Genomic DNA, 20,479 nt, shown 5'->3' with positions numbered 1-20,479 from the left:
TTGAAATCGGGCCGAAAACGAAAGTGGTCTCCACTGAGAGTGTCCGGTTATAGCCGATTGTGTTGAAAAAGTCAGTCATTCAAAATTGGCTGATCATTGATCGGTGAAAACGCCTTTTTTTGCTCGCCGCTAAGTGAAACCTGCGTCTGAAAACATCAGCCGAAAGTAAAGATTTCAAAGTCGGGCGCGTACTTTTGAGTTGCGGAAACCATGGCCGACTTTTTCAACAGAATCGGCCGCAAGCAGACGTTTATCGCCGCATCTCTCAGGAAAATGCAGCTTCTACAAATGCCTCTAACGCCTTGTCTTCCAGGATTTCGATAGAGAAGTGCCCGAAGCGCTTGGGCAACCAGATAATGCGTGTCCCGGACGGGGATTGCAGGTTCGCGCGGGCCAATGGTTTTCCGTTTTCATCTTCTGGCTGAACACCGGCGACCATCAGTTCGTCGTAGGCCTTCTCGATGTCCGGCGTCGAATAGCAGTGGCGATAAATCATCCCTTCACCCGAGGAGTCCAATAGCTCCCTCAGGTTCCCCGCCAATGGCTGTACCAACATGAAACGCTCTTGACCGATAAGCGCAATCGCGTAGCGCACGTGCAGACCACCTCGTTCCCAAACGAGCGTTTTGGAGATCCTGGCATTGAGTATCTGTGCGTAGTAAGCACAGGCTTCTTCGAGATTATTGACCAGTACATCTATGTGACTGAACTTCAGATCCATTGCGGCCTTCCTGTTAAACCGACGTCCATGGGGGCCTGCGAATTGATTGTTCGTTACAGTGAACAATCAATTCAAGTTTTTGCCGTAGTCAGGGCGATAACCGCTATCTACTCTGCGGGTGACGTTTAAATTCACTCCCAGTAGCGAGACCTGTCATGACTCACGTTAGCGACAACAAAGAAATTGCCCAGTACATCCACGGCGCCCACGTCGTCGGCAGCGGTGTCCGTACTCAACCCATTTACAATCCGGCCACCGGCGCCGTCAGTCGTCATGTACGCCTGGGCACGCCACAGGACGTAGACGCCGCAGTGGCCTCTGCCCAGGCTGCTTTTCCCGCCTGGTCGAACACGCCGCCTATTCGCCGCGCCCGGGTACTGTTCAAATTTCTGGAGCTGTTGAACCAGAACAAAGACGCACTGGCGCACCTGATCACTGCCGAACATGGCAAGGTCTTCACCGATGCCCAGGGCGAAGTGGCCCGTGGTATCGACATCGTTGAGTTCTCTTGTGGCATTCCGCAGTTACTCAAAGGCGACTTCTCCGATCAGGTGTCCACCAACATGGACAACTGGACACTGCGTCAGCCATTGGGTGTCGTCGCTGGCATCACGCCGTTCAATTTTCCGGTGATGGTACCGATGTGGATGTTCCCGGTGGCGATCGCGGCGGGTAACACCTTCATCCTCAAGCCAAGCCCAACCGATCCTAGCGCCAGCCTGTTTATGGCTGATTTGTTGAAACAGGCCGGTCTACCTGACGGCGTTTTCAACGTGGTGCAAGGCGACAAAGAGGCCGTTGATGCGCTGCTGGTGCACCCGGATGTGAAAGCGGTGTCTTTCGTCGGCTCCACACCAATCGCCAATTACATCTACGAGACCGGTGCTCGCCACGGCAAACGCGTGCAGGCCCTGGGCGGCGCGAAGAACCATATGGTGGTCATGCCTGACGCTGACGTCGATCAGGTGGTCGACGCACTGATCGGCGCTGGCTATGGTTCGGCAGGCGAACGCTGCATGGCCATTTCGGTTGCAGTGCTGGTCGGTGACGTGGCTGACAAAGTCATGCCAAAACTGCTGGAGCGTACCAAGGCGTTGAAGGTGCTCAACGGCAACAACCTGGCTGCTGAAATGGGCCCGATCGTCACACCGGCCGCCCACGCCCGTATCACTGGCTACATCGAACAAGGCATCAAAGAAGGCGCTCAATTACTGGTTGATGGTCGCCATTTCAATGGCGCGGATGCTGGCGAAGGGTGCGAGGAAGGCTTCTGGATGGGCGGCACACTGTTCGACCACGTCACCCCGGAAATGCGTATCTATAGAGAAGAAATCTTTGGCCCGGTGCTTGCCTGCATGCGCGTGGCTGATTTCGCCACTGCGGTGCAATTGGTCAATGACCATGAATTCGGCAACGGTGTGGCCTGCTTCACACGCGATGGCAACGTGGCGCGCGAATTCAGCCGGCGCATCCAGGTCGGCATGGTAGGCATCAACGTTCCGATCCCGGTACCAATGGCCTGGCACGGCTTTGGTGGCTGGAAAAAGAGCCTGTTTGGTGACATGCATGCTTACGGAGAGGAAGGCGTGCGGTTCTACACCAAGCAGAAATCCATCATGCAGCGCTGGCCAGAAAGCATCGGTAAAGGCGCCGAGTTTGCGATGCCGACCGCGAAATAAAACCACTGTTTCAACAAAGGGGATAGGCACGTGAGAATTTCGTTGATTAATGAAGACGATCAGTCTAATAATCGGCGCATGACCAATATAGTTGCTACCCCTCGTAAGCGTGGTCGTCCGGCGAAAGCCGCAGGCGACTTCCGAGAAACACGTGAATCCCTGTGCCGGGCAGGGGTTGCCGCCTTGACTGAGAAGGGTTTTTCGGCCACCGGCATTGACGAAATACTCAAGTCTGTTGGCGTACCCAAAGGCTCTTTCTATCATTTCTTTGCGAGCAAGGAAGCCTATGGCAGTGAGCTGATAACGCTGTACGCCCGTTATTTCGTGCGCAAGCTTGATCGGTTTCTGCTCGATGAGAGCCTGGCACCGCTCAAGCGCATCGAAGCCTTTTGCGAGGAAGCGGAGCGGGGCATGCAGCGATTCGATTTCCGCCGAGGCTGCCTCGTCGGTAATTTGGGGCAAGAGATGGGAGCGCTGCCGGAATCTTTTCGCGTGCAACTGACCGATGTCCTGTTGGACTGGCAGGCCCGGTTCGAGCGCTGCCTGGACGAAGCCAAGGCTGCTGGCGAAATATCCACACAGGCGGATAGCGCGCGTCTGGCGGCGTTTTTCTGGATTGGCTGGGAAGGTGCTGTTTTGCGCGCCAAGCTCGAGCGTAACGGCGAGCCATTGCGAGTATTCGCAGACCTGTTTTTGATGAGCCTGAGGTCTTAGGCTCTTTTTTTTCACCTTTTATATACGATCGGTCTAATTAATATGGAAGCCTTTGAATCGTTCGTTAGAAGTGAGGCGTCCCAATGAGTGAGCCAACTTTCGACTACATCATCATCGGCGCCGGCACAGCCGGCTGCTTGCTGGCCAACCGGCTCAGCGCCGATCCAAACCATCGGGTGCTGCTCCTCGAAGCCGGCGGCCCGGACAACTATCCGTGGATTCACATCCCCGTGGGTTATCTGTATTGCATCGATAATCCGCGCACCGATTGGCGTTTCCGAACCGCACCCTCGGCTGGGCTCAACGGCCGTGAGTTGCTATATCCACGGGGCAAGACACTGGGCGGAAGCTCAAGCATCAACGGCATGATCTACATGCGTGGTCAGGCACAGGATTACGATCACTGGGCAAACGTCACCGGCGATGATGAGTGGAAATGGGAAACCTGCCTGAGGGACTTCCGTGCTCACGAGGACCACTATCGCCTCGATGCCGCGGTAGCCGAGGGCGAAAACAGCCAGGCTGCACGCTTCAGAACCTTGCACAGCAGCGGTGGTGAGTGGCGCGTTGAAAAACAACGCCTGCGCTGGGACATCCTTGATGCCTTTGCCAAGGCCGCAGAGCAGGCAGGGATTGCTGCGACCGATGACTTCAATGGCGGGGACAACCGCGGTGTGGGTTACTTTGACGTCAATCAGCGCAGCGGCTGGCGCTGGAATGCATCCAAAGCGTTTCTCAGACCAATTCTCAAGCAACGCCCGAACCTGACTGTCTGGACTGGTGCGCAAGTCTCACGCCTACGATTTGAACAGCGTGAAGACGGGCAGCCAGTGTGTTGCGGCGTCGAGCTGGTGCACCTGGGCCAACCCCGTAAAGTCCGGGCCGTTCGTGAAGTGGTGCTAAGCGCCGGCGCCATTGGAAGCCCGCAAATGCTGCAGCTTTCAGGTATTGGCGACGCTGCCTTGTTGAATGATCACCAGATACCGGTGGTGCGGCACTTGCCGGGTGTGGGTGCAAACCTGCAAGACCATTTGCAGATCCGTTCGGTCTACAAAGTGCAAGGTGCGTCTACCCTCAACACGAAGGCGACCACTCTCCTGGGCAAGGCCGCCATCGCCCTCGAGTACGCGCTCAAACGCAGTGGACCGATGAGTATGGCGCCTTCGCAACTGGGCATCTTCACCAGCAGTGATGAGTCCTACATCCAGCCCAATCTTCAGTTCCACGTACAACCGTTGAGTCTGGAAGCGTTTGGACAACCCCTGCACCAATTCCCCGCCATTACCGCCAGCGTATGCAACATCCACCCGACCAGTCGCGGCACGGTGTCGATTCGCAGCGCAGATTTCCACGACGCCCCGATCATTGCACCCGACTACCTGAGCACCGAGGAAGACCGTCGCGTGGCTGCTGATTCGCTGCGTTTGACCCGTCGCATCGCGTCACAACCGGCGATGGCAGGCTTTAGCCCGGAGGAATACAAACCGGGCATTCAGTACCAGACCGATGAGCAACTGGCGCGTCTGGCTGGCGACATTGGCTCGACCATTTTCCATCCCGTGGGCACGGCCAAAATGGGCAAGGCGTCCGATCCGATGGCCGTTGTAGACAGTCATCTGCGTGTACACGGCATCCAGGGCCTGCGCGTCGTCGACGCGAGCATCATGCCGACCATCACGGGCGGCAACACCAACAGCCCGACGCTGATGATCGCGGAGAAAGCCGCGCGTTGGATCATTGCTGAAAAAACATCCATCTAAAGAGGTAATAACACTATGGATATGTTGCAAGGCCTGCCTGCCAAGAAGGGGCCTTTGGACGGCATCACCGTTCTGGATTTCTCACGCGTTCTGTCAGGCCCATATTGCACGATGGTGCTCGCCGACCTCGGCGCCCGCGTGATCAAGGTCGAACGACTTGCCACTGGCGACGACACGCGTGCCTTCGGTCCCTTTGTCGAGGATCACTCCGCGTATTTCACCTGCTTCAATCGAGGTAAGGAAAGCATTGCGCTTGACCTCAAAAGCCCGCGAGACCGAGAGCTGATCGAACGTATGCTCACCGAGGCCGACGTTCTGGTAGAAAACTTTCGACCGGGCGTGATGGACCGCCTGGGCTACGGCGCCGAACGGCTTGCGAGCACTCATCCGCATCTGGTGTATGCGTCCATTTCGGGCTTTGGCCAAACCGGCCCCATGAGTGACCTGCCGGGCTACGACATGGTGGTTCAGGCCATGGGCGGCATCATGAGCCTGACCGGCTGGCCCGATGCACCGCCAGCCCGCGTAGGCACCAGTTTTGGCGATCTCAGCGCCGGGCTGTTTGCGGTGATCGGCATCCTCTCGTCGCTGTACAAACGAACCCGGGACGCACAGGGCTCTCGCGTGGATATCGCAATGCTGGACTGCCAGGCGGCACTGATGGAAACCGCATTGGCGACTTACGACGTGGAAGGGAAGGTGCCCACACGCACGGGCGACGCCCATCCCTCGCTCTCGCCGTTTGAAGCGTATGACGCGCAAGACGGGCGCTTCATCATTGCCGCCGGTAACGACCAGCTATTCATGCTCATGGCCGAGGCGCTGGGCAACCCGCAAATGGCGCTGGAGCCGCAGTTCCTCAGCAATGCCCAGCGTTGCCGCAATCGCCCGGCGTTGATTGAGGCGATCCAGGCAATCACACTGACCGCCCCCGCAGCGCACTGGATTGACCGGCTCAATGAAGCAGGCGTGCCGTGCTCGCCGATCAATACCATCGACAAGCTGTTCGAGCATCCGCAGCTGACAGCACGCAACATGATCATCCAGGTGCAGGGCGAAGGCGGGCACGCTTTCCGTACCGCCGGCAACCCGATCAAGCTCAATGCCTATGCCGACATCGATGTCACCACGCCGGTGCGCGCACCCGGTCTGGATCAGCATCGAGAACGCATCCTCTCGCAGCTGATGTCACACACAGGGGACTACGCGCCAGCCACCGGCACCTTCGACGAATCGCTGCTTTCAGACGTTATCTAGAACAGCGCCTGCCTTTTTACACGTGCTTTTCAAGCCTGCCAATTTACCCAGGAGAAGTCTCCATGACAGCCGCAACCGCTCCAGCCACCCAAGACAAGAAATCGGCAACCACCAGCGTCAAACTCAGCAACGAGACAGAGACCCATGGCGCATCGGCGCCTCGCTACGAATCGATCCTGGTCGAACGGCGCGAGCGTGTCGGGCTGATCACTTTGCACAGACCCAAGAGTCTCAATGCACTGAGCGTGGCCATGTCCCGCGAAGTAGTCGCAGCACTGCGCAACTTCGACACCGATGACAACATCGGCGCTATCGTCATCGCTGGCAGTCCACGGGCTTTTGCCGCGGGCGCGGACATCGAAGAAATGGCTGAGAAGACCTTCGTCGAACTGCAGCAACATGATGTCTTCGCCGCCTGGTCGCAATTGCATACCGTCAGCAAACCAATCATCGCGGCCGTTAGCGGCTATGCGCTGGGTGGCGGTTGCGAACTGGCGATGATGTGCGACTTTATTATCGCTTCAGAAGACGCGCAGTTCGGCCAACCGGAAATCAAGCTGGGTATCCTCCCCGGGATTGGCGGCTCGCAACGTCTCACCCGATCGGTTGGCAAGGCACTGGCGATGGACATGATCCTCACCGGACGCACCATCAACGCCACCGAAGCCAGGGCTGCCGGGCTGGTGGCCCGAGTCGTGCCTTCAGCTGACCTGCTGCAAACCGCGCTGGAGGCAGCACACACCATCGCCGGCTACAACGCCCCCGCAGTGCGAATGGCCAAAGAAGCGGTAAATCGCGCTCAGGAAGTGAGCCTGGCCGAAGGCATATTGCACGAACGGAGACTGTTCCAGGCAGCATTCGCAACCGATGGCCAGAAGGAAGGCATGCAGGCGTTTCTCGCCAAGCGAGCCCCGGTTTTTCGGCATCGTTGAAGGGTGCTGATAAAGGGCTTTGCGCAGGAAGAGAGCGGGCCAAGCAGTCCACCCTTTCTCTGATCAAATCAGAAAATGAGTGGATGCCGAGCCCAGTACCGGGAGAGAGGCCCGTGGCGGGTGAACGTCAGAGTTCGCCTGTCAGAAACTGTGCCCGTCCATTGCCGAAACTCCAGTCGGCATCGTCGTTGATCACAATGGAAACCATCACGTCGCTTGGTTGAATATTGCAATAAGTCAGTAGCTCGTGCGTGAGTAGCTCGTAGAATTTTTTCTTCGATGCTTCACTGCGCGGTCTGCTAGTGACGCTAACAATGATCACGTCTCTCGTTCTTGGGATATCCAGACCGGTATCTTCGACGATCATACGGCTGGGGTGGTGTTCGTTGACGATCTGATAGCGATCACGTTCGGGCACTTCAAAGGCAACCACCATCGCACGATGCGCAGCATCCAGTAATGCTTTGAGCTGCGCGTCATCACGACCTTGTACGACATCGAATTTCATCAAAGGCATGTGGGTAATCTCGAGTATTGACGGGGTGTCTGCATTGCAGGTCTTGACGCCCACACTAAGTGTTTGCTTTGTTCATGACGAGACGCAAAAATCGAATTAATTGTTTCCATACAAGGACAATCAAATCATGCCTAAAGTGGAAGTCGAAAGACTCTGGACCCATGTGCACTGGCTGGCGATCCTTGCAGAGCAGGGCACCTATACAGCGACAGCGATTAGGCTAGGGGTGAGTAAATCAGCGGTGAGCCACCGAATTGTCGAGCTGGAAAAGGCCACGGGACTGAGTCTGGTGCAGCGCACGACTCGCAGTGTGCGACTGACCGATGCGGGAAACGCTTTGGTACGTGACGTGCGCAGTGCTTATGAGCAGATTGCCCGTAGTTTTTCCGATGTTCGAGACTCTGCAGGTGTAGCACGGGGACTTCTGCGGCTGACTGCTCCGGTAGCATTTGCCCGCCAACAGTTGGTTCCGGTACTGGCTGGTTTCCTCAACGAACATCCCGAAGTCCGAGTGCAACTTGACGTTTCCGATCAGATTTCCTCGATCGCTACGGAGGGATTTGATCTGGCTGTTCGGCACAGCAATCAGATCCCGGATACCCATGTCGCCTGGAAGTTGTGCGCGACACATTCCGTACTTGTTGCGACCCGCAGCTATCTGGATAGATTCGGCGAACCTCAACATCCAGAGGATCTCATAGGACACAACTGTCTATATTACCCGCGAGGCAACGACACGCCTGCCTGGGCATTCGAAACCACCGGTCCCTCGCCAGTGGAGGAGAAACGGCTGACGGTTCCTATCAAAGGCACATTCGCAACCAACAACAGCGAAGCATTGCGCGATGCGGCTTTGACTGATTTGGGCATCGCGCTCTTGCCCGATTTCAGCGCTCAAGCCGGGCTGAAGAGCGGACGATTGGTGCAGGTGCTGCCAGCGTGGAGATTAGTAGGAGCCTTTCCGGAGGACATTTATCTGGTGCGTCCTTATTCCACACATGTACCGAGAGCCGTCACTGTTTTTGTCGACTACCTGCGAGGGCGGTTTGTGGCTGGTTTTAGTTAACAGCATTAAAACTGGCCTTTTATTGCCCGTCACTGATACGGGCTTTCGCGGGTATCAACTGCATCTGGTACTCCGTACAGTCAGAAAGTCATCTTCAAAACCGACGCGAAAGCGTCCCGGATCAAACATGAATGTTGTGCTGCATAAACCACTGAGTACAACACCGAGACCGGCCATTATTCGACGAATGCAATTGACTCTTCACGGCCGTCCAGGGCTCAGCGATTAGCGGCGGCGAGATGGGGGCGGGATGACCCGCCATATCCGTTAGTCCACGGGCGTTCTGAAAATGGAAAGCTCGGATCATTTTCTGAACAGGTGCTTTACTTCGAGTACGCGATGTAACCAGCAGAACAGCTGATGGTTTGAGCGTAACCGGTGCAGCGTGACTGGCGCCAGCGGCATACGAGGAGTTCCACCATGATTAACTGGTTGCTGCTGTTCGTTCCTCTGTCGATTGTCCTGGAATACTTCGCTCCGGCGCACTTTCTGTTCGTTTTCATCACAGCCGCGCTCGCCATCCTGCCGCTGGCAGGCTGGCTGGGGCGCGCCACCGAGCAGCTGGCCGCGCATCTGGGTGAGAGCGTGGGTGGGTTACTCAATGCCACCTTCGGTAATGCTACCGAGCTAATCATCTGCATTGCCGCCCTGCAGGCCGGGCTCTACGACGTGGTCAAGGCCTCCATCGCCGGCTCGATCATCGGCAATATCCTGTTAGTGATGGGCTGCGCCATGCTGGCAGGTGGTCTGCGCCATTCAGAGCAGCACTTCAACGCGATAGGAGCGCGCTCGCAGTCCACACTGCTGACCCTGGCCGCCATCGCCTTGATCATCCCCGCCGCGAACAAGATCGCCACGGAGGGCAAGATGAATCTGGGTTCCCACTACCTCAGCGTGTCCATTGCTGTGCTACTGCTGGTCGTCTATGCGCTGTTCCTTATCTATTCCCTGATGACCCACAAGAAGGAATTCAGCAGCGAAGAGCTGGAGAGCATTGAAGAAAACGCAGCGTCCTGGTCGGTTGGCAAGGCGCTACTGGTCCTTTGCCTGTCGACGGTGATGGTGGCTTGGGTGAGCGAGATCCTGATTGGCACCATAGAGCCCAGTACCCAGGCGCTGGGCCTGAACAACATCTTCGTCGGTGTCTTTGTGGTGGCCATCCTCGGCAACGCAGCGGAGCACGCGACTGCTATCTCCGCAGCACTCAAAAATCGCATGGACCTATCGCTGTCCATCGCTATCGGTTCGAGCGTGCAGGTGGCGCTGTTCGTCGCCCCGACGCTTGTATTGGCCAGTCTGTTCATCGGTCCGGTTGCCATGGACCTGGCCTTCCGGCCCGGCCTCGTGCTGGCGGTGCTGCTGGCGGTATTGATCACCAGCGAGGTCGCCGACGATGGTCGCTCTGACTGGTTCAAGGGCGTGCAGTTACTGGCAGTCTATATATCCCTCGGGATGGCGTTCCTTTTCCTCAGCGGCGCCCCGGCAGGATGAACTTGAACAGATCGGGCCAACGCCGGTGCATTGGCCAGAGGCGCCATGATCTACGGGCCGAAAGCATGAAAATCATGGGGCGCTGATGCAGATCAACAAGCTCACACGAAACTGTTCTAACTTTTAAAAAAAGATGCTGTTGGTGCAATGACGAGTCAGCAAATTCCACATCTCGAATACAGTGCAGGGGTGACAAAAGAGTCATGACCTCCGACAAGAAAACCTCCCGCAAGAAAGTCCATAAGGCGAAACAGACCCGGGAGTTCCGCTCCCGCGAAGAGCGCATCGAAGCCGGTCGCCTGCTACGCGAAAAAGTGCCACGGGAAAGCCACGGGATCTGGAAGTCGCCCGGCAAGGGCCGCGACGTCATCGCCATACTGCAGGCGTCCAACAAGGAGCGCCTTCAGGAGCTGGTACCCATTCGCTACGGGCGCATGCTGCGAAGCCCTTTCACGTTTTACCGCGGCTCGGCGGCGCTGATGGCTTATGACTTGTCCAGTACACCGAACATCGGCGTCCAGGTGCAGGCCTGTGGCGATTGCCATCTGCTGAATTTCGGCTTGTTCGCCTCCCCGGAGCGCAATCTGATCTTTGACCTCAATGACTTCGATGAAACCCTCCCGGCTCCCTGGGAATGGGACGTCAAGCGACTTGCCGGGAGCTTCGCTCTGGTCGCTATGGATAACCGGTACGGCGACGAGGAGGCTCGCGAGGGCGCTATTGCCTGTGTTCGGAGCTATCGGGAGAACCTGCGCAAATACTCGAAGATGAACCCGCTGGAAGTCTGGTACTCGCGGATGGATATGCAATCGTTGATTGATACCGCTCCCGATCCAAAGACAAAGAAGTTGCGTCAAGAGGCCGCCGATAGAGCCCGTGAACGCGTGGTCGAAAACATCTTCCCGAAAATCGTCGGCAGTGTTGCCGGGCAACAACGCATCGTCGACCAGCCGCCAGTACTCATGCACTTGGATGATCCAAAATTCATGGAGAAGATCCAGGAGGGCCTGGATGTATACCGTGGGACGCTTTCAGACGAGCGTCGTGTGCTGCTGGACCGTTATCGACTGGTGGACGCCGCACTGAAAGTGGTGGGGATCGGCAGTGTTGGCACGCGCTGCTTCATCGCCCTGATGTTTTCCGAAGAAAACCACCCGCTGATTCTGCAGATCAAGGAGTCCAGCCGCTCGGTGCTGGCGCCTTACGCGGGCAAGAGCATCTACAAGAACCAGGGCGAGCGGATTGTCATGGGGCAACGGCTGATGCAGTCCTCCAGCGATATCTTCCTGGGCTGGGCGCGTGGACGCGCTGGACGCGATTTTTTCGTACGGCAACTGCGCGACATGAAGTTCTCGGTACCGGTCGAAGGCGTAACCCTGTCGCAAATCAAACGCTACGCCGGATTGTGCGGCGAGACCCTGGCCAGGGCACATGCCAAATCAGGGGATGCAGCAACCATTTCCGGGTATCTGGGCAAGGGCGACGTTTTCGATAAGGCGCTGGGGGACTTCGCCGTAGCCTATGCCAGGCAGACGGTGAAAGATCACAGGACTTTGGCCCGGGCGGTCAGGGCCGGGCATTTGGAGGCACTGATCGAAGAGGAATAGCCATCAAGCGCAACCAGGCCCAAAAGCTGCATTGGGTCTGGGGATAAGTAATGCATCTCCCGAAGGTTGTCATCCATCAGATAACACCCAGGATATACAACATGAAAATAAATCTGCGCGGGACCGTGCTGGCCCGTGGGTTGATGCTCTACGAGGTGGGTACTGATCACGTCGGTTTAGATAATGCCGGTGCAACTGCCCGAGCACAGGGTCCCAGCACACTTGCGAGCAATGTGGCAGAAGTGGCTTTTATCCTTCACGAACGCAAGTTCGGAAAAGAAGGCGGCGATCGCCAAGGAGTTGCCGGGCAAGGACTTCTCTTCGAATCTTGCTGAACCCGAGTAGGCTGGTTCTGATGCGGTGCGCGATGGACCGCTCTTCTGCTTCAACACGTTCGCCACACTGGACGGCGAAGTCCTGGAAAAGGCCCGCGATTTGCTGAAGCCGGGGTACGCGGCGAATATCAAGGAGTCCGGTCTGCCTTCTGACATGATGAGACGCGGTGCGATTCGCGGCGTGTTCGACGGCCTCCATCAGTTCACGCGCTACTTCTCTCCCAAACAGCACAACCGTCCGGTCACAGAAAAAAGGGGATAGATTTATCTTCCAGATAATAAATCTGTCCCCTTTTTCCTCTAGTTAACCATCACCTCGTCCAGTGCCTGCCCGAGGATGCTGACCGTGCGCTCGATATTGCGCAGCTTTTCGAGTCCGAACAGACCGATACGGAAAGTCTGGAAGTCGGCTGGCTCGTCGCATTGCAACGGCACTCCGGCGGCGATCTGCAGGCCGTGGTCGGCAAATTTCTTGCCGTTCTTGATGTCGGCATCGTCGGTGTAGCTCACCACTACACCAGGGGCCTGAAAGCCGGCTGCGGCCACGCTTTTGATGCCTTTACCAGTCAACATGGCGCGCACCCGATCGCCCAGCGCCTGTTGTTCGCCGCGGACTTTGTCGAAACCGTAGGCTTGCGTCTCTTTCATCACTTCGTTGAACCGCGCGAGGGAATCGCTGGGCATGGTCGCATGGTAGGCATGTCCGCCCTGTTCGTAGGCCTGCATGATCTGAAGCCACTTTTTCAGGTCGCAGGCGAAGCTGCTGCTTTGCGTCTGTTCGATGCGCTCGAGGGCCAAAGCACTGAACATCACCAGGGCGCAGCAAGGGGAGGCGCTCCAGCCTTTCTGCGGTGCGCTGATCAGCAGGTCGACTGCGCATTTGTGCATATCAACCCAAATCGTGCCTGAGGCGATGCAGTCCAGCACGAACAGGCCACCCACCGCATGCACGGCGTCGCCGACGGCTCGCAGGTAGTCGTCGGGCAGCATGATCCCTGATGAGGTTTCAACGTGGGGGGCGAAGACAATCTGCGGCTTCTGCGCCTCAATGGCTGCGAGCACTTCGTCCAGAGGGGGTGGGGCATAGGCAGCCTGGCGACCCGTGTCGACCGGTCGGGCTTTCAGCACCGTGGTGGCCGCCGGGATGTTGCCCATCTCAAGGATCTGGCTCCAGCGATAACTGAACCAGCCATTGCGTATCACCAGGCATTGCTGGCCGGTGGCAAACTGTCGCGCCACCGCTTCCATGCCGAACGTGCCGCTGCCCGGGACCACCGCAACAGCCTGGGCGTTGTAGACCTGTTTCAGGGTCCTGGAAATGTTCTTCATCACGCCTTGAAATGACTGCGACATGTGGTTGAGCGAGCGGTCGGTGTAGACCACTGAGTACTCGACCAGCCCCTCGGGATCGATACTGGGATATAGCTTTGACATGGAGTAACTCCTTTGGCAGAAAATCTCAGTGGTATTGACCCTGCCCCAAGCCTTGGCAAATGACAAGATTGCTCGTGATTGAATGGCGACTTCTGTCTAGCGGTTGGCATCATCCGTTAAGAAGGGGGGCAGCCGGACCGAAGCTGGCGGTCAGCATTGGCTGAAATTAGCCGATTAGGGTCTGCTGTGAACGCTCCTGGCCAATTGCTACCCGCCATCCATTCCTCACCTGTTCATCATCTCGCCATGATGTATATCGCCCTCCATCGCGTCCTTGCCATGGTCGGAAAGCTGGGCGTCAAACCACTGGTGAAGCGCCGTTATCAAGGCTGGATCCGAGGTCTTGAAGAGCAATTGGGCGCCGCCTTCGATGTCTGTGTACTCGATCGCAATCTGTCCAGGCTTGGCGGCTTTCAAGTCAGCCAGGCCCGGCATGTCCTGGCCATGGATGTGCGCCGGGCCTGAAAAGTCGCCCTTGAGAAAACGCTCGTGAATTGCCTGGAGATGCTGGCGAATCAACTGCACTTGGGCAGCATCTCCGGGCTGCTTGGCGACCACTTGCTGAATGCCGCCTTCAGCGGTCTTGGTGAAGACATGGGTTGTCGCTGCGAGGCTGAACGGCATGACATCCTGGCTGCGCCCCGCCACCTCGGCTTGCCGTTGTGTGTCGGCGTCCGAATGCTCCACGGGCTGAGCGTGAAGGTTTGCGGCAAGCGCCCAGAGCACTGTTGAGGCGATGGCGGTTTTTAGCACGGTCTTTCTCCAACAGGGGCAGGGCGTCTAGCGATGCCGGCGCTTCAGTCCCGCTGTCACGCTCGCAACAGCGGGACTTGGGTGTCGGTGACCATCAGCGACTTATTGATCAGCCATGCAGAGGGTTCGATGGGACCCATGCACACCCGCTTAACGGATCAATCAGCGTATCGGCCCAGGCGGCACTGCCGGAATCATGCGCCACCCTTCGGGGCACTGGCGCACATTCGGGTAGTAGCCTCGGGCGGAATCGCAGTAGTACCAATTGGCGGCGGGAGGAGGGGCGGTTGGCGCTGAAGCCGTAGTCCCGGGAGGTGGGGCAACCATCACTGGAGCTGGGCTGGCCTGGTAGTAGTACACCGGCGGGGCCGGATAGTAATAAACCGGATAGGCGGGGTAGTAATACGGGTTGAAGACGTGCGCGGCTTCCCAGCCCAGGCCCAAACCAATGCCCAGACCCCACCATCCGGCATCCCCGCCGTGACCGCCATGTCCACCGCCATGGGACTCGGCATTGGTCGGCAAGGCGAGACTGGTCGCCAGCAGGATGATGCCTGCCAACACACATCGGCCGATCAGGCTTGATTTGTTCATTTGAGTTCATCTCGACACCGAGGGGTCAATTTGAGCATAGGAGCCGGCAGGGTGGAGAATCTGATCCATATCAGTAAACGGATAGACGGGCGAACAAGGGGATGGATGGTCAATCGCGACCGCATATCGGGGGCCTACGGTTGCGCCAGAATCCGCCGACTTGTGCGCCTCGGGGCTGCTCGGTCCCCGGTCTGCTAACCTGCGCACAGCTGCCACCCCTCGTTTAGCGGCGTTCGGTGACGGCTCCACGTTTTGGAGACTGCACATGATCAAGCCTTCGCCCAACCCCCCGGACACCGCTCCGATTTCCCCGGACGAACCCGCCCTCGACCTTCACGTCCCCTCGATGGCCGACATCAAGGCCATACCGCGCACACCCTGCACCCTGTTCAGCGTCGACCCCGAGGCCACGGCCGAAACCCTGATGGTGTACCTGGTCGAGACGCTGGCCTCGGTCGATGTGATGGTCGATCAGTTGGTCGATCATCTGGAAGGTGGGTCGTTTTCTGCGTCTCGCAAAGGGCAGCAAACGACCCTGAGAACCAGTTTTTTCTTGTGAGTAACGTCGAGGTGCCAGGCAACAGGCAGCCAGTACCGTGACAGCACAGAACAAGGCAATTACAATTTGATTAACATCCCGCGATTTGAGCGATTGAATACCCCATGGAAAGCAAGACTGCGCGCCTCACGGTGCTCATAGATCCCGTCAAGAAAAAAGCGTTCGAGGAACTCTGTGCAGCACAAGACCTGACGTCTTCGCAGGTTGTCCGGCAACTGATTCGTGACTATCTGGCCACTCACGGCGCCAGCTATACGACCAAGAGCAAGCATGCCGTCAGCACCAAGTCATGAGCCAACACTGGCCGTTAGTCTCTAGAGGGTCGATGTACCTTCTACGTGACTGACAGCTTTGGCCAGTGCGGTGTTGAAGTCGGCGTGGTAATGCTCCGGGCCAATTTCTTGCAGGATACCCACCCTGTCTAGCTTGCTGAGCACCTTCTTATTCGCTTCGCAGAGCTTTACCACGATATTGCGCTTGTGCAGCTGCTGAATGACCTCCTCCAGCACTTGCAGGCCCGTGATATCCATAAACGGTACGCGTTTCAGGCGGATGATCAGCAGACGTGGGTCTGTATGGGTCTGTGCCAGGACACGCTCGAAAGTCTCGGCCGCGCCAAAGAACAGTGGCCCTTCAATCGTATAAATCAGTATCCCCGGCGGCAAGTGTGCATGGCCATTGGCTCTCAGCTCTACTTCAAGCTCGTGCTCGACGACCTGTTGCACCTCCACGGATGAAGCCATGCGACGCATGAACTGCAACATGGCAAGAATGACACCGATATTCACGGCGATAACCAAGTCACTGAACACTGTGAGGCTGAAGGTGATGAGCAGAATCGACACGTCTGCGCGCGGGGCTCGCTGGACCATGCGCTTGAAGTGTCTCAACTCGCTCATGTTGTACGCCACCACGAATAGAATGGCGGCCAGGGCGCACAGTGGGATGTTCGAGGCTAAAGGTGCCAGAAACAGAATAATAAGCACCAAGGTGATCGCGTGCGTAATGCCGGCCAGCGGGCTTGTGCCGCCGTTACGGATATTGGTTGCAGTGCGGGCAATGGCTCCGGTAGCGGCGAAGCCGCCAAACAGTGGCGTGACCAGATTAGCCACTCCCTGACCGATCAGCTCCTGATTGGAGTCATGCTTGGTGCCCGCCATGCCATCGGCCACCATTGCAGACAGAAGCGATTCGATTGCTCCAAGCATGGCGATAGTGAAAGCCGGACCAATCAAATCGATGACCCGAGACAGCGTGATTTCAGGCAGGCCAAACGCTGGAAGACCTTGAGGTATGCCGCCAAATGCGCTGCCAATCGTGGCTACCCCCTCGAAATGAAAGGTTGACTGTATCGCCGTAGCTACCGTCATTGCGACCAGCGGGCCAGGCACCCGTTTGAGACCGGGAATTTTGGCCGCGGTGATTACCAGGAAAAGACTGAGTGCAGCCAGCAGGGTGGTGGCGATATGAAGATCCGGGAGCGCCTGTAGCAAATGCCAGAGCTTTTCATGGAAGTGCTCTCCACTGATCGTCGGTAAGCCGAAAAAGTCTCTCCACTGCCCGACCCAGATGATCACGCCGATGCCGGCGGTAAATCCGACGATCACTGGATCGGGGATAAACTTGATGATTGCACCAAGCCGGGCGACCCCGAGCAATAACAGCATGGCGCCCGCCATCATCGTAGCGATTTGCAGGCCGTCAACCCCATGCTTGGCCGTGACGCCCGCCAGAATCACGATGAACGCACCTGTTGGCCCTGCAATCTGTAAGCGGCTCCCCCCAAAGAGCGAAACCAGCAAACCGCCAATGATTGCGGTGTAGATGCCTTGCTCAGGCTTGACGCCAGATGCAATGGCAAACGCCATGGCCAAGGGGAGCGCCACGATCCCGACGATCACGCCAGACACCAGATTGCGCAGCCAGTGCTTTCGACCCAACAACCCCGCCTTCCATGCCTCACCTATCGCAATCACGGCTAGCTCCTCAGTGCATGCATGTGCATAATATTAACATGCAGTGATAATTTAAATACCTTGGAACCACTGCTTCGTACGGCTGGAGATGTTGCCTGTAAAGCTCGGACGGAACTGAGCGGGCATACACTGCATATAGAGAATTTTGAGAAAGCGCGTAGCGTGGTGACAGACATGAATCGCAAAGATGTGAAAAGCAAGCACGCCGAAGGCGTGACCTTTGATACCCATTTGATCGCAAACCCGACCAATCCCAAGGAGTGGATTGTGTTCTTCAAAAAGGACGCCGGGAGGAGTTATTTTTTGGTTGATGACAATGAAGAGGTCGAGTCTTTCGGACATCTGGATGACTTGATTGCCGAGCTTCGAGACTTGGGCCTCAAGACCGCTGAAATCCATTTTTGACCTTTGGATGACGACTTGGCGACGCTGCCAGGTTCAAGGAGAGAATCGAGGCAACGCATGTTTACCCTCGACCTTCACGTCCCCTCGATGGCCGACATCAAGGCCACGCCGCGCACACCCTGCACCCTGTTCAGCGTCGACCCCAAGGCCACGGCCGAAACCCTGGCCGGGTGCTGGATCAGATCGATCCGCGTGAGTAGAGCCCCCAGATCACGCGAGAGTCAAAACGGCAGGGGCGGCATTGCGCCGCCCCTGTTCAAGCGACGGGCCACTGCGGCACGGGCCGAAGCAACCCATCCTCTACCTGCGTTTCACTTCAGGTCGAAGCGATCCAGGTTCATCACCTTGGTCCACGCCGCCACGAAGTCATGGACGAACTTCTCTTGCGCCCCGGCGGTGGCATAGACCTCTGCCAGCGCCCGCAGCTGCGCGTTGGAACCAAATACCAGATCGACACGAGTGGCGGTCCACTTTGGCTGGCCGGTCTTGCGGTCGCGACCTTCGAACTCCTCATTGGCCTCCGAGACCGGTTTCCATTCCACCCCCATGTCCAGCAGGTGGGTGAAGAAGTCGTTGGTCAGCGCTTCCGGCCGCGTAGTGAAGACGCCGTGGGCGGTTTTTCCGACGTTGGTGTTGAGCACGCGCAGGCCACCGATCAGCGCGGTCATTTCCGGTGCAGTGAGGGTCAGCAGTTGCGCCTTGTCGATCAGCAACTGCTCGGCCGGTACGCGGTAGCGGGTCTTGAGAAAGTTACGGAAACCGTCGGCAATCGGTTCGAGGAAGCCGAACGACTCGACATCGGTCTGTTCCTGGCTGGCGTCCATGCGCCCCGGCCTGAAAGGCACCGTGACGTTGTGCCCGGCGGTTCGCGCGGCTTGTTCGACACCGGCACCGCCGGCCAGCACGATCAGGTCGGCCAGCGACACTTTCTTGCCACCGGTGTTGAACTCCTTCTGGATGCTTTCGAGTTTCGCCAGCACCTTCGCCAGTTGTTCCGGCTGATTGGCCTGCCAGGACTTCTGTGGCTCCAGGCGCAGGCGCCCGCCGTTGGCACCGCCGCGTTTGTCGGAGCCGCGGAAGGTAGAAGCCGCCGCCCAGGCCGTGGAGACCAGCTCTGACACGGTCAAGCCCGAGGCCAGCACCTTGCTCTTGAGCGCGGCGATGTCGCCGTCGTTGATCAATTCATGGTCGAGCGCTGGGATCGGGTCTTGCCAGAGCAGCTCTTCGTCCGGCATTTCCGGGCCGAGGTAGCGCGAAAGCGGCCCCATGTCGCGGTGGATCAGCTTGTACCAGGCGCGGGCGAAGGCGTCGGCCAACTGGTCGGGATTGGCCAGGAAGCGACGGGCAATCGGTTCGTAGATCGGATCGAAGCGCAGGGCCAGGTCCGAGGTGAGCATGGTCGGATCACGCCGCTTGGACGGGTCATGGGCATCGGGAATGATGCCGGCCCCCGCGCCGTTTTTCGGTTTCCACTGATGCGCGCCAGCGGGACTCTTGGTCAGTTCCCACTCGAAGCCGAACAGGTTCTCCAGGTAGTTATTGCTCCATTTCGTCGGGGTGGTGGTCCAGGTGACTTCCAGGCCGCTGGTGATGGTGTCGGCCCCTTTGCCGGTGCCGAAGCTGTTTTTCCAGCCCAGGCCCTGTTGCTCCAGGCCGGCCGCTTCGGGCTCGGGCCCGACGTTGTCGGCAGGGCCGGCGCCGTGGGTTTTGCCGAAGGCGTGGCCGCCCGCGATCAGCGCCACGGTTTCTTCGTCATTCATGGCCATGCGGCCAAAGGTTTCACGGATGTCCAGCGCTGAAGCGACCGGGTCCGGTTGGCCTTCCGGGCCTTCCGGGTTGACGTAGATCAGGCCCATTTGCACGGCGGCGAGGGGATTCTCCAGATGACGCCCGTCCTCGGTACGGCTGGCTTCGTTTTTTCCCGGTTCTGCGACGAGTGGCACATCGCCGGGTGCTTGTACCGGCTTGTTGTCATCTTTGCCGTAGCGCGTGTCGCCGCCCAGCCATTTGTTTTCCGAGCCCCAGTAGACGTCTTCATCCGGTTCCCAGACGTCCGCACGGCCGCCGGAAAAACCGAAGGTCTTGAAGCCCATGGATTCCAGGGCGACGTTGCCAGTCAGTACGATCAGATCGGCCCAGGAAATATTGCGGCCATATTTTTGCTTGATCGGCCAGAGCAGCCGGCGCGCCTTGTCCAGGCTGACGTTGTCCGGCCAGCTGTTGAGTGGGGCAAAGCGCTGCTGGCCGGAGCCGGCGCCGCCTCGACCGTCACCGGTGCGGTAAGTACCGGCGGCGTGCCAGGCCATGCGAATGAACAGGGGGCCATAGTGGCCGAAGTCGGCCGGCCACCAGTCCTGCGAGTCCGTCATCAGCGCGTTCAAGTCATGCTTGAGCGCCACAAAGTCCAGGCTCTTGAAGGCCTCGGCATAGTTGAAACCCTCGCCCATAGGGTCGGACAGGGGCGAGTGCTGGTGCAGGATCCTCAGGTTCAGTTGGTTGGGCCACCAGTCGCGGTTCGTTGTGCCACCGCCGGCGGCATGATTGAACGGGCATTTCGATTCAGTTGCCATGTGTGCGCTACCCTCGGTCGTGTCCATGCCGCCATCCGGCCCGGTGCGGGCGGGAAAACGGCAAGTGAAATCAATGACTCAGGCGGCGGGCCCGGCAGGTCGATCAACG

Annotated in this window: 20 protein-coding genes and 1 pseudogene; 14 read left to right on the top strand and 7 right to left on the bottom strand. The window is 58.0% G+C overall.

Going from position 1 to position 20,479, the window contains the following annotated elements:
* Positions 1–265: 265 nt before the first annotated feature.
* Complete coding sequence (locus ACVWYU_RS24765) at positions 266–721, bottom strand: VOC family protein (RefSeq protein WP_103404338.1); 456 nt, start codon at positions 719–721, stop codon at positions 266–268.
* A 155-nt stretch (positions 722–876) separates the two neighbouring features.
* Here ACVWYU_RS24765 and ACVWYU_RS24760 point away from each other — a divergent pair, with 155 nt between their 5' ends.
* The 5 genes from ACVWYU_RS24760 to ACVWYU_RS24740 all read left to right on the top strand — a co-directional run bounded on the left by ACVWYU_RS24760 (position 877) and on the right by ACVWYU_RS24740 (position 7,063).
* Positions 877–2,400, top strand: a complete 1,524-nt coding sequence (locus ACVWYU_RS24760; protein WP_457373904.1) for a CoA-acylating methylmalonate-semialdehyde dehydrogenase — start codon at positions 877–879, stop codon at positions 2,398–2,400.
* A gap of 78 nt (positions 2,401–2,478) precedes the next feature.
* Entirely contained in the window at positions 2,479–3,114 is a 636-nt protein-coding gene (gene acuR, locus ACVWYU_RS24755; protein ID WP_457373942.1) for an acrylate utilization transcriptional regulator AcuR, read from the top strand.
* Between the two features lie 83 nt (positions 3,115–3,197).
* Complete coding sequence (locus ACVWYU_RS24750) at positions 3,198–4,874, top strand: GMC family oxidoreductase (RefSeq protein WP_457373903.1); 1,677 nt, start codon at positions 3,198–3,200, stop codon at positions 4,872–4,874.
* 54 nt (positions 4,875–4,928) lie between these two features.
* On the top strand, positions 4,929–6,131 hold the full coding sequence (locus ACVWYU_RS24745; protein WP_457373902.1) for a CaiB/BaiF CoA transferase family protein: 1,203 nt from the start codon (positions 4,929–4,931) through the stop codon (positions 6,129–6,131).
* Positions 6,132–6,193: 62 nt separating this feature from the next.
* Positions 6,194–7,063, top strand: coding sequence for an enoyl-CoA hydratase (locus tag ACVWYU_RS24740; protein ID WP_390955671.1), 870 nt, complete (start codon positions 6,194–6,196; stop codon positions 7,061–7,063).
* Positions 7,064–7,190: 127 nt separating this feature from the next.
* On the opposite strand, the gene ACVWYU_RS24735 is transcribed toward ACVWYU_RS24740, so the two are convergent.
* Positions 7,191–7,580, bottom strand: coding sequence for a tautomerase family protein (locus ACVWYU_RS24735; protein WP_457373901.1), 390 nt, complete (start codon positions 7,578–7,580; stop codon positions 7,191–7,193).
* Positions 7,581–7,707: 127 nt separating this feature from the next.
* Here ACVWYU_RS24735 and ACVWYU_RS24730 point away from each other — a divergent pair, with 127 nt between their 5' ends.
* The 5 genes from ACVWYU_RS24730 (at position 7,708) to ACVWYU_RS24710 (ending at position 12,341) form a co-directional block, all read left to right on the top strand.
* Entirely contained in the window at positions 7,708–8,646 is a 939-nt protein-coding gene (locus ACVWYU_RS24730; protein WP_390955673.1) for a LysR family transcriptional regulator, read from the top strand.
* A 420-nt stretch (positions 8,647–9,066) separates the two neighbouring features.
* Positions 9,067–10,137: a calcium/proton exchanger gene (cax, locus tag ACVWYU_RS24725; RefSeq protein WP_390955674.1), complete on the top strand. Its 1,071-nt coding sequence runs from the start codon at positions 9,067–9,069 to the stop codon at positions 10,135–10,137.
* Positions 10,138–10,340: 203 nt separating this feature from the next.
* On the top strand, positions 10,341–11,744 hold the full coding sequence (locus tag ACVWYU_RS24720) for a DUF2252 domain-containing protein (protein WP_390955675.1): 1,404 nt from the start codon (positions 10,341–10,343) through the stop codon (positions 11,742–11,744).
* Positions 11,745–11,845: 101 nt separating this feature from the next.
* Entirely contained in the window at positions 11,846–12,079 is a 234-nt protein-coding gene (locus tag ACVWYU_RS24715; protein ID WP_457373944.1) for a hypothetical protein, read from the top strand.
* 25 nt (positions 12,080–12,104) lie between these two features.
* Positions 12,105–12,341 (top strand): hypothetical protein, encoded by a 237-nt coding sequence (locus ACVWYU_RS24710; RefSeq protein ID WP_457373900.1) that lies wholly within the window; start codon positions 12,105–12,107, stop codon positions 12,339–12,341.
* 38 nt (positions 12,342–12,379) lie between these two features.
* Here the strand turns inward: ACVWYU_RS24710 and ACVWYU_RS24705 are convergent, their stop codons facing one another.
* From ACVWYU_RS24705 to ACVWYU_RS24695, 3 genes are all read right to left on the bottom strand, one after another.
* Positions 12,380–13,513 carry an alanine--glyoxylate aminotransferase family protein gene (locus ACVWYU_RS24705; protein ID WP_457373899.1) on the bottom strand — a complete coding sequence of 378 codons (1,134 nt, stop codon included), beginning with the start codon at positions 13,511–13,513 and terminating at the stop codon, positions 12,380–12,382.
* Positions 13,514–13,738: 225 nt separating this feature from the next.
* Complete coding sequence (locus ACVWYU_RS24700; RefSeq protein ID WP_457373898.1) at positions 13,739–14,266, bottom strand: aspartate carbamoyltransferase; 528 nt, start codon at positions 14,264–14,266, stop codon at positions 13,739–13,741.
* Between the two features lie 162 nt (positions 14,267–14,428).
* Positions 14,429–14,860, bottom strand: coding sequence for a hypothetical protein (locus ACVWYU_RS24695; RefSeq protein ID WP_457373897.1), 432 nt, complete (start codon positions 14,858–14,860; stop codon positions 14,429–14,431).
* Between the two features lie 265 nt (positions 14,861–15,125).
* Here ACVWYU_RS24695 and ACVWYU_RS24690 point away from each other — a divergent pair, with 265 nt between their 5' ends.
* Both ACVWYU_RS24690 and ACVWYU_RS24685 read left to right on the top strand, forming a co-directional pair.
* Positions 15,126–15,419: a DUF6124 family protein gene (locus tag ACVWYU_RS24690; RefSeq protein ID WP_457373896.1), complete on the top strand. Its 294-nt coding sequence runs from the start codon at positions 15,126–15,128 to the stop codon at positions 15,417–15,419.
* Between the two features lie 104 nt (positions 15,420–15,523).
* Positions 15,524–15,712: a ribbon-helix-helix protein, CopG family gene (locus tag ACVWYU_RS24685; RefSeq protein ID WP_047530236.1), complete on the top strand. Its 189-nt coding sequence runs from the start codon at positions 15,524–15,526 to the stop codon at positions 15,710–15,712.
* 21 nt (positions 15,713–15,733) lie between these two features.
* Here the strand turns inward: ACVWYU_RS24685 and ACVWYU_RS24680 are convergent, their stop codons facing one another.
* A complete protein-coding gene (locus ACVWYU_RS24680; protein ID WP_457373895.1) occupies positions 15,734–17,395 on the bottom strand; it encodes a SulP family inorganic anion transporter in 1,662 nt (553 codons plus the stop codon).
* 174 nt (positions 17,396–17,569) lie between these two features.
* Here ACVWYU_RS24680 and ACVWYU_RS24675 point away from each other — a divergent pair, with 174 nt between their 5' ends.
* Together ACVWYU_RS24675 and ACVWYU_RS24670 are read left to right on the top strand one after the other, a co-directional pair.
* The gene (locus ACVWYU_RS24675; RefSeq protein ID WP_090323070.1) at positions 17,570–17,800 is read left to right on the top strand and encodes a hypothetical protein; all 231 of its coding nucleotides are present in this window, start codon (positions 17,570–17,572) and stop codon (positions 17,798–17,800) included.
* A gap of 66 nt (positions 17,801–17,866) precedes the next feature.
* Positions 17,867–17,968: pseudogene (locus ACVWYU_RS24670) on the top strand (DUF6124 family protein); the annotation flags it as partial.
* A gap of 143 nt (positions 17,969–18,111) precedes the next feature.
* On the opposite strand, the gene katG reads toward ACVWYU_RS24670, so the two are convergent.
* Positions 18,112–20,370, bottom strand: a complete 2,259-nt coding sequence (gene katG, locus ACVWYU_RS24665; protein ID WP_090327379.1) for a catalase/peroxidase HPI — start codon at positions 20,368–20,370, stop codon at positions 18,112–18,114.
* Positions 20,371–20,479: the final 109 nt, after the last annotated feature.

This window comes from Pseudomonas sp. TE12234 (genome assembly GCF_054061835.1).
The sequence above is the reverse complement of the archived record's forward strand: the minus strand, read 5'-3'. Positions and strand labels throughout refer to the sequence as shown.